This is a genomic window from Nostoc sp. (assembly GCF_036917155.1).
GTDB lineage: Bacteria > Cyanobacteriota > Cyanobacteriia > Cyanobacteriales > Nostocaceae > Nostoc.
Genome location: NZ_JBALDZ010000103.1, coordinates 24697 through 33452, shown reverse-complemented (window position 1 = coordinate 33452; position 8756 = coordinate 24697). Strand labels below are relative to the sequence as shown.

At 43.5% G+C, this 8756-nt stretch carries 7 protein-coding genes; 1 reads left to right on the top strand and 6 read right to left on the bottom strand.

Annotated features, from left to right (window positions below):
* Positions 1-137: 137 nt before the first annotated feature.
* A complete protein-coding gene (locus V7K67_RS14960) occupies positions 138-857 on the bottom strand; it encodes a GUN4 domain-containing protein (RefSeq protein ID WP_334730004.1) in 720 nt (239 codons plus the stop codon).
* Positions 858-1259: 402 nt separating this feature from the next.
* On the opposite strand from V7K67_RS14960, the gene V7K67_RS14955 reads away from it, so the two are divergent.
* Positions 1260-2681, top strand: a complete 1422-nt coding sequence (locus V7K67_RS14955; protein WP_334730003.1) for an NADP-dependent isocitrate dehydrogenase — start codon at positions 1260-1262, stop codon at positions 2679-2681.
* Between the two features lie 727 nt (positions 2682-3408).
* Here the strand turns inward: V7K67_RS14955 and mtnA are convergent.
* The 5 genes from mtnA to dxs form a co-directional block, all read right to left on the bottom strand.
* Positions 3409-4470, bottom strand: a complete 1062-nt coding sequence (gene mtnA / locus V7K67_RS14950) for an S-methyl-5-thioribose-1-phosphate isomerase (protein WP_335167161.1) — start codon at positions 4468-4470, stop codon at positions 3409-3411.
* 132 nt (positions 4471-4602) lie between these two features.
* On the bottom strand, positions 4603-4995 hold the full coding sequence (locus V7K67_RS14945; RefSeq protein ID WP_335167159.1) for a hypothetical protein: 393 nt from the start codon (positions 4993-4995) through the stop codon (positions 4603-4605).
* Between the two features lie 122 nt (positions 4996-5117).
* Positions 5118-5474: an HNH endonuclease gene (locus V7K67_RS14940; RefSeq protein WP_335167157.1), complete on the bottom strand. Its 357-nt coding sequence runs from the start codon at positions 5472-5474 to the stop codon at positions 5118-5120.
* Between the two features lie 302 nt (positions 5475-5776).
* Positions 5777-5899, bottom strand: a complete 123-nt coding sequence (locus tag V7K67_RS14935) for a hypothetical protein (RefSeq protein WP_335167165.1) — start codon at positions 5897-5899, stop codon at positions 5777-5779.
* A gap of 337 nt (positions 5900-6236) precedes the next feature.
* Complete coding sequence (gene dxs, locus V7K67_RS14930) at positions 6237-8144, bottom strand: 1-deoxy-D-xylulose-5-phosphate synthase (RefSeq protein WP_334732573.1); 1908 nt, start codon at positions 8142-8144, stop codon at positions 6237-6239.
* Between the last annotated feature and the right edge of the window lie 612 nt (positions 8145-8756).

The window sequence follows — 8756 nt, the reverse complement described above, 5'->3', positions numbered from 1 at the left end:
GTTAGGAGTTAGGAGTTAGGAGTTAGGAGTTAGGAGTTAGGAGTTAGGAGTTAGGAGTTAGGAGTTAGGAGTTAGGAGTTAGGAGTTAGGAGTTTTAAATTAAAAACCTCTTCAACTCATAACTAATAACTTCTAACTCATAACTGTGTCCAAGCTGGGTGAGAGAGTAAAGAAGCAAAAACTCGTACCCCCCGGAGTTGATTAGAGAGGGGTAAGTGACCTCTAGGGGCACTCAAATCCCAGGTAAACTCGTTAGGGTATCGCGTCCAGTTATTACCTGCTTTCCAGCCAATTTTCGGCCAGAAATTTTCCCAATTTTTACCTAAACTTAACCAGATTTCTCGTTGCACTGAAAAGCCAAATTTACCTTCCGAGTGGACTAACCAGAGGTTATTAATGGTTTGCAAGTCAACAGCCGAGGTATTTTCTACCTCAGTAAAATACAACCATTTTCGTTGTACAGCCGTTGGCCCTGATAGTTCACACATTTTTTCGATGGTGACGCGATCGGCTGCTTGAAAGTCTTGAGCAGCAAGTAGCTGTTGCAAAGAATTGTAGTTAATCCCACACTCTGATTTTAGAGGTACAATTCCCTCAGGAAAAGAGGAGCGCAGAAATTCTTTGACTTGAGGTGCATCAGAGTTATAGAGGACTTGGTAAGCTTTGCCATCAATCCAAGTCGCTGGGTTTTCACGTCGTTTCAGTAAAAATTCCATCAACACGTCTAATCCCTCATTACCCAACTCAGCTAACTGTGGGATTATCTGTTGTTGGACTTTTTCAGACCCAGCGATTAACGGTCGTCGGAGGGAGTCGATGTCATTTGCCGGGTCTGATAAAATCATTGGGTCTGTCATGCCATTCTCGTTTTAGCGGTCAGTGAAAGAGCGGTAAGCTATTGCGCTTCTCTAAAGTGAAGCACTGATAGCGAAAAGTAGTTTACTATTTTTGATCGTACAAAATTGCGATCGCTTCACTGAAATCCCACACTTAATCCCCAAATAATGTACAAGGGGAATAGGGGGAAAATCTGGGGACTGGGGACTAGGGACTGGGGACTAGGGACTAGGGACTGGGTACTACGACTGAGGGGACATGGAAGACAAGGGTGAATTATTGAAAAAATCACTTCGTTGTCTCTTCCCAATCCCCAGTACCCAATTCCCAGTAACCAATACCCAATCCTTAGTACCCAATATACAAGCCTGCCACATAAGGTTTTTTTAACTAGCAGCGTATCGATTAGGAGTGTGTGAACGATGTACGAAAAGATTACCCCCCCCGCAGCCGGAGCAAAAATTACCTTCAAAAATGGTGAACCAATCGTACCAGACAATCCAATTATCCCCTTTATTCGAGGCGACGGCACAGGTATAGACATCTGGCCTGCTACCCAAAAAGTTCTCGATGCTGCTGTAGCTAAAGCATATAAGGGTCAGCGTCAAATTAGCTGGTTTAAGGTTTACGCTGGAGACGAAGCTTGTGATTTATACGGTACTTACCAGTATTTACCTCAAGACACTCTCACGGCAATTGAAGAATATGGTGTAGCTATTAAAGGGCCTTTGACTACTCCCATTGGGGGAGGAATTCGTTCTTTAAATGTGGCACTGCGACAAATTTTTGACTTGTATGCCTGCGTGCGTCCTTGTCGTTACTATGCAGGTACGCCCTCACCGCACAAAAATCCCGAAAAGCTGGATGTAATTGTTTATCGGGAAAATACAGAAGATATTTATTTAGGCATTGAGTGGCGACAAGGTAGCGAAATCGGCGATCGCTTAATTAAGATTCTTAACGAAGAACTAATCCCCGCCACCCCAGAACACGGGAAAAAACGCATTCCTCTTGATTCTGGCATTGGCATCAAACCCATTAGCAAAACTGGTTCCCAGCGTCTAGTCAGACGTGCTATCAAACACGCCTTGCTATTGCCCAAAAACAAGCAACAAGTGACTTTGGTGCATAAGGGCAACATCATGAAGTACACCGAAGGCGCTTTCCGCGATTGGGGTTATGAACTAGCAACCAGTGAATTTCGCCAAGAAACTGTTACAGAACAAGAATCTTGGATTTTGAGTAACAAGGAAAAAAATCCGAATATTTCCTTGGAAGAAAACGCCCGCCAGATTGAGCCTGGGTTTGATAATCTTACCGAAGACAAGAAAGCGCAAGTTGTCAAGGAAGTCGAAACTGTTCTTAACACAATTTGGGCAACTCACGGCGATGGCAAATGGAAAGAGAAAGTTTTGGTGAATGACCGGATTGCTGACAGTATTTTTCAACAAATCCAAACCAGACCGGATGAGTATTCGATTTTGGCGACGATGAACTTGAACGGCGATTACTTGTCTGATGCTGCTGCTGCTATTGTTGGGGGATTGGGAATGGGCCCAGGGGCAAATATTGGCGATTCTAGTGCCATATTTGAGGCTACCCACGGTACGGCCCCCAAACACGCCGGCTTAGATCGGATTAATCCGGGTTCAGTGATTTTGTCTGGTGTGATGATGCTGGAATTTTTGGGTTGGCAAGAAGCCGCAGACCTAATTAAGAAAGGTTTAAGCGATGCGATCGCAAATAGTCAAGTCACCTACGATTTAGCTCGGTTGCTAGAACCGCCAGTTGAACCCTTAAAATGTTCTGAGTTTGCCGAGGCAATTATTCAGCATTTTGAATGAACTATCTCTAGCTGGCTTGTCTGCGACACGCTGCACGAACTCATAAGCTAGAGGTTTCTACATCGTCTAGCTCGTATTAACGTAGCAGTTTTGACATTTTTGGGGGAAGGTTCAAGAGCCACCCCTTAGAGGGTGTTTGAAAAGTCTAAATTATTACTAGCCCTGGCGATTAGAAATCGCACGCCAGTTGCTCATGGGGGAAACCCCCATGAGCAACTGGCGTCTCCCCTTGGGAGAAGACCGCACTGGCTTGGCTATACAGACAAAACCCACCGACCTGGGTTAAAAACCCTTGATTTTTCACGCTTTCCACGGAGGTAGACTTGGTTTGTGTAGTAGCGAATTATATTCGCCGAAAACTTTTCAAACATCCTCTTATGGGTGCCTCCCCCTTCTTGATGCTTTCTTTATTACTGGATGCGGACATGGAAACGATGAAGTTGCGATCGCATATTGGGGCAGATGGTATACTGCAAATCCATACACCCACTGATTTAAAAGATACTAAGGTTTAGCAGCTTATGACGCAGCTTATTTAGAATTAGCATTGCGCTTGGGATTGCCATTGGCAACAATTGATACTCGGCTAGCGGAAGCGGCTACAAGGTGTCGAGTGGATTTGGTCGTTGCCGATGAAGAAACGTCTTCGTAAGGGTTCTTGTAGCCACAGTTTTGCATCACAAAGATAAAATCATAATTTCTGCGTCTTTAGACCGGAAAGTGTCAATTACACTACTTGCTTTAGCTGTGTTTTCGCTAATTTATCAGGCTGGATCGCTCCATTTTCTGTAATGATGGCTGTAATCAACTCAGCCGGAGTCACATCAAAAGCTGGATTGTAAAAATCTACACCCGCAGGTGTGAGAATAGTATCACCAACTTGATAGATTTCTGTTGGTTCGCGTTCTTCAATGGGAATTTTGCTGCCATCGGCTAATTCAAAATCAACGGTGGAAAGGGGTGCAGCGACAAAGAAAGGGATATTATGGGCTTTAGCGGCGATCGCTACACTATATGTACCAATTTTATTAGCAGTGTCGCCATTAGCCGCAATGCGATCGGCACCCACAACTACAGCATGAATCAAACCCTGTTTCATGCAATGGGCTGCCATATTATCAGTAATTAATGTCACTGGAATACCTTCTTGCACACATTCCCAAGTGGTGAGTTTTGCGCCTTGTAAGCGGGGACGGGTTTCGTCGGCAAATAAACGTTCTAAACGTCCTTCCCTCCAAGCAGAACGCACAACACCCAAAGCTGTGCCATAACCAGCAGTAGCTAATGCCCCAGCGTTGCAGTGAGTAAGCAACGTCAGCTTTTTTGGGGTAAGAGGTAAAACTGCTAAACCATGATCGCCGATCGCTTGACAAGTTTGCAAGTCTTCAGTATTAATTGCTTGGGCTGTCTGCAAAAGAGTTTGCTTGATTTCTTCTACTGTTCCCAGGGTTTCGTAGGCAGTTTTCATCATCCGGCTAATTGCCCAAAATAAATTTACTGCTGTTGGACGAGTAGAACGCAATAACTGGGCTACTTGATCTAAGTGTTGCAAAAATTCGGTGCGATCGCTAGTCTCAATTTCCCTTGCACCAAGATACATTCCATACCCCGCAGCCACACCGATTGCCGGCGCACCTCGGACAATCATCGTTTTAATCGCCCGCGCCATATCTTCGCTGCGGTGGATTTCCACAAATGTATATTCGTTTGGTAAGCGCGTTTGGTCAATTAATGACACTGAGTTGTTGTGCCAAATGACCGGATAAACCTGGTTTGTAGAAGGTGTCATAAAAAGAGGCAATAACCTTTTTAAATTTATTAAACAAATTGGTGTAAAATTTATGCGTTAGCGTAGCTTACCGTATCGCTTTAATAGAGGAAGGCGTAGGCTCAGCCCAACCTAGGCATCGCTAACAAGTCTCTAAGTTTCTTGATTGCCTCGCCTTAAATAGCGGACTTCTTCTAACAAAATATTAAATCTCTGATCATTTTCTTCTTGTCGTTGCTTCATTAATTCCATATCTCGCTGACTTTGAGCAGCCACTTGTAACAAAGCTTGAACAGTTACCCTGAGGCCATCAACACTATCACGCACCTCAGTAACACTTTCCCGTAGATTTTCTCGCAGTTCAGTAACGCTTTCCCGTACCTCAGTAACACTTTCCCGCAGTTCAGTAATGCTTTCCCGCTCCTCAGTAACGCTTTCCCGCAGTTCAGTAACGCTTTCCCGCAGTTCAGTAATGCTTTCCCGCAGTTCAGTAACGCTTGAAGCCAATCCATCCAGCATTCCATCCGTCCATCTCTCAACCGTCATTTGATTTTTCCAAATTTAATCGAGTTTATTTTTATTCTAATGTCGGGTAAGGTTCGAGAGTCACCTCTCTCTCCTCCCCTAAGAACCGGACATGAGACTTTCGCACTCATCCGGCTCAAGCCTTACTTAAAACGAGATTTAACTTGGGTTTTATGTGCCTGCTTGTGGCACGCATTGTGCAGATGCTGGAGGTTGTCTACGTCGTCTAAACCACCTAGAGCCACAGGTACTATGTGATGGGTATTAATTTCGTCTTCGATTTCCTCTGTGTTGAATAATGGTTCGTCACATACTGGGCATTTCCAGTTTTGATTTTCTACTATTTCGTAAAGCTTAGAGCCTTTCTCGAAACGAGATTTACCATATTTTTGGTGGCGTTTTTCCCAATACTCTTTTAATGAGGAATCATCAGGACTTGCGTCACCTTTCACTTTTATATGGCGCTCAATGGTCGTGTTCGCTATTTGGTATAGGATCATTTGTGAGAGGTTAAGGTCAGATACAATTTGTCAATAAGCAATAGTACTTAAAATATTGCTGAAATCGGGGTTAGAAACAGAATTTTTGATTGGGCGATGCCTAGGTTGGGCTTTGCCTACGCGTCATCTTGATACGCATCATTTATTCTTAACCCATAATTTCAGTACAACAGTTAACTTCATACCTCGGCTCTTTCCAAATTTTAAGCATAATTTCTAATTGACAAAAGTAAGATTATCTTAACCTCTCACCGATGGTCATCACCAGTTCCACCAGTGAGAATATCATTACCATTACCTCCCTAAAGGGTGTCATTTACTGCTAACCCTTGCAGTTGGTCATTTCCGTCACCGCCAATCAGAGTATTATTTAGTGTATTACCAGTGAGGCGATCGCTACCTGTGCCACCCGTTGCATTTTCGATCGTGTTGTTGGCGGAGAGAATTGTCGTCGCCAGTATAGTTCATAAAACAAAACTTTAATATAGAAACACTACAAGTAGAATATATAGTATTTCAATAGACATCTGGTGAAAATGAATGTAGAGACGTAGCAGTGCTACGTCTCTACAAGGATTCTGGATAACGCATATTTAATTTCTGGAGATGTCTAATAAATACTTAATAATATTTTGGTAAAGGTGTACACCTCTACTCCCCTACAGTGAATTCATGTGTTGGATAGATTTTTGAAAAGTTTTCATAAAAAATCGCCCACACCTGAGTTAGAAGTATGGACGATTTATTACTACAAAGAATTAGCTAAACAACAGTAGATAGTTGCCGTTTAAAGAAAGCTTCCAAGACTCTCTCTGCTATTTGATGACTAGTTAAACCTAGTTCTGTTTTAGATTCATTCGGTTCAGCATGATCTACTAACACATCTGGTACACCAAATCGCTTGACAGGAACCAGAATATCTGCATCTAGTAAAGCTTCAGCGATCGCACTACCAAACCCACCCATCACACAACCTTCTTCTAAGGTGACGACGCGGCCGATTTTTTTAGCTAAAGGTAAAATCAACTCGGTATCCAAAGGCTTAACGAAACGGGCATTAATTACAGTTGCTTCAATGCCATGTTCACCGAGAATTTCAGCGGCTTGCATTCCTGGATAGACCATTGTACCATAAGCAACGATTAACACGTCATCGCCTGTACGCAGAATTTCGCCTTTGCCAATTTCCAAAGGTTCCCAGCCTTCTTCCATCAGGGGAACACCATAGCCATTGCCACGGGGATAACGCATAGCGATGGGGCCACTGGTATGGTTAACACCAGTTACTATCATGCTTTGCAGTTCTGCTTCGTCTTTGGGTGCCATGATTGCTATGTTGGGAATGCAACGCAGATAGGCAATGTCATACATACCTTGGTGGGTGGGGCCATCAGCACCGACAATTCCTGCCCGATCCAAGCAGAAAAATACTGGCAGGTTTTGGATGCAGACATCGTGAATTATTTGGTCGTAGGCGCGTTGCAGGAAGGTAGAATAAATAACAGCTACAGGGCGCATCCCTTCAGTTGCAAGTCCTGCTGCTAGAGTAATCGCGTGTTGTTCCGCAATGCCGACATCAATATATTGATTGGGTAGTTTTGCCTGAAGTTTATCTAAGCCTGTCCCCGTTGCCATCGCCGCAGTAATGCCGACGATTTTCGGGTTTTGTTCGGCAAGTTTCACCAGAGTGTGAGAAAAGACTTTGGCATAAGCTGGGGGTTTGGGTTTATTAGAAGGAATGGCTTTGCCAGTTGCTACGTTGAAGGGGCTTTGGGCGTGGTAGCCAACTTGATCTAGTTCGGCAATTTCATAGCCTTTGCCTTTGACTGTTGCGACGTGTACCAAAACTGGGCCTGGTATCTGATGTGCCTGTTGGAAGGTGGTAATCAATTCTTCGAGATTATGCCCATCCACTGGCCCAATGTAGGTAAAGCCGAGTTCTTCAAAAACTGCACCTACCTTGGGAACAGCCAAACGTTTCATACCTTCTTTGATGCGTCCGAGTTCGGGAGACAGGGATTCACCCACGAAGGGAATTTGCTTAAACTGTTCTTCAAGATTATCTTTAATAAATTGCACCGGTTGGCTGAGGCGCATTTTGTTGAGATAGCGGGGAATCGCGCCGACGTTGCGAGATATGGACATGTCGTTGTCGTTGAGAACAACCAACAGGTTAGTTTTCGGCATGTGTCCGGCATGGTTGATGGCTTCTAAAGCCATACCGCCAGTTAGCGCCCCATCGCCAATCACGGCAACGGCTTTAAATTTTTCCCCTTTCAAGTCTCGCGCTAAAGCCATGCCCAATGCTGCGGAAATACTTGTAGAAGCGTGTCCAGCGCCAAAGTGGTCAAACTTGTTTTCACCGCGTTTGAGATAACCTGCAACTCCGTCCTTCTGTCTGAGGGTGTGGAAGCGATCGTAACGTCCGGTAAGCAGTTTGTGGGGATAAGCCTGGTGTCCTACATCCCAAATCACTTTATCCCGATCTAAATCTAGTGTCTGATAAAGTCCTAGTGTCAATTCGACAACACCCAACCCTGGCCCCAAGTGTCCACCATTAACTGCTACTGTTTGGAGATGCTTATCTCGAATCTGACGGGCAATCTGTTGTAGTTGGCGAACAGATAAACCGTGCAACTGATTAGGATGGGTGATTTCGCTCAGATGCATATTATAAGGTTTTCCTCTCTAAACTTCGAGTTTCGGTATTTTGATTTTCCCACGGTCGGGTTATCCACAGAATCAAACTCTTACATTGTTACTAAGTTGTAGTGGAAAGTATAACTTCGTAATTGATAATGGTGAAAAATTTGTTAACCATTAACAATTCGTCAAATTAGGTTGCAATCAGTTAAAGTTATAACACATTTGTCAATAAGTAATGCTACTTAAAATTTGTTTGTAACCCGTATAGAAAAACAAGTTTTTTAGAAGTAATTTGCGGAAGTTCCCTACGAGGATTACTCAATTTCACCTTTTTAAGTTAGTAAAAAAGAAAGTTAAATATTTTATTTCTAACTATATATCTAGCATATTTGCTGGTAAATATTTCACTATTGTTGCTTCTGTTCTGCGGTGACAGGAGCTAATTTTATTAGCGATCGCTAGTTTAGCTAGGCGCAATTTCTATGTAAAATTACGTAATCTTATTGGTATAATTCAGTATTTTCTATGTCAGTCCCGGTAATCTCAATAGGGTTCGGTTAAGGTTTGACGCGATAAATCATCACAAAGACGCGATAAATCGCCGTCTCTACAATAAATCATTTATCGCGTCTCTTG